The sequence below is a fragment of the Pseudomonas sp. LM13 genome, assembly GCF_041381355.1.
Classification (GTDB): domain Bacteria; phylum Pseudomonadota; class Gammaproteobacteria; order Pseudomonadales; family Pseudomonadaceae; genus Stutzerimonas; species Stutzerimonas frequens.
In genome coordinates this window covers 1-301 of sequence record NZ_JACBXH010000155.1, presented here as the reverse complement: position 1 = coordinate 301, position 301 = coordinate 1, and the positions used below count along the sequence as shown (strand labels likewise).

The window sequence follows — 301 nt, the reverse complement described above, 5'->3', positions numbered from 1 at the left end:
CCCGGGTCACGCTGACTATGTGAAGAATATGATCACCGGTGCTGCCCAGATGGATGGTGCGATCCTGGTTTGCTCGGCTGCTGACGGCCCCATGCCTCAGACGCGTGAGCACATCCTGCTGTCCCGTCAGGTAGGCGTTCCGTACATCGTCGTGTTCCTGAACAAGGCTGACATGGTCGACGACGCCGAGCTGCTCGAGCTGGTCGAAATGGAAGTTCGCGACCTGTTGTCCACCTACGACTTCCCGGGTGATGATACTCCGATCATCATCGGTTCTGCGCTGATGGCGCTGAACGGTGAG

Annotated in this window: 1 protein-coding gene; it reads left to right on the top strand. The window is 58.8% G+C overall.

Annotation, left to right across the window (positions count from 1 at the left end):
* Positions 1-301: GTP-binding protein (locus HZR81_RS23805; RefSeq protein ID WP_500129420.1), on the top strand; the 301-nt coding region annotated here is incomplete at both ends.